The organism is Peribacillus sp. P4_C12, assembly GCF_056402095.1.
On sequence record NZ_JBFUIB010001157.1, the window covers coordinates 1 to 601 of the forward strand.

General features: G+C 40.1%; 1 pseudogene. It reads left to right on the forward strand.

Going from position 1 to position 601, the window contains the following annotated elements:
* Positions 1 to 601 (forward strand): annotated as a pseudogene (locus tag AC1DUW_RS31915) (hypothetical protein); the annotation flags it as partial.

Here is a 601-nt window from a genome sequence, read left to right on the forward strand (position 1 = left end):
GTTTACCGGAGCTTTGGGGATTCGAGGCAGTAGCCACACAAAATCCTATTAAAGTCAATGCAACGAAAGTAAAACAGATTACAGGTCAAGGAACGGTTTCAGGAAAAGGACCGTTTCTGATTCCGAACAGCTCTGTCCAATCGGTAAATTTAGTAAATGCATTGCTTAAGCAAGGAATACCTATAGTACGTGATGCACAAGGCAACTTCTTTGCAAAAGCAGTAGCTAATCAGGTTTCAGCAGCGGTGAAAGAATCTGGGTTACAGGTTGGAACTGCTGAGGTACCATTAGATGCAGTGGCTATTACGTCTTTAAAAGTGGCTATATTAAAGGATGGAGGTATGGGTAAACAGAAATCACACGCAGGAACAAAGCTCGCTTTGAAAAGACTAGGTTTTGATGTGACAGAAGTTACACCAGTCGAAGTGGCTAAAAATTCTCTTAACGGTTTTGATATTTTTGTCTATAGTGGAACGGAAAGTCTCATTTCTATCAACCTATCTGAGGCTAATAAAGAATTTGGATTACAGAACGACGGGCAACTTAATGCGTTTAAAGACAATGTGACAAGCTTCTTAAATGAAGGAGGCAAATATATAGC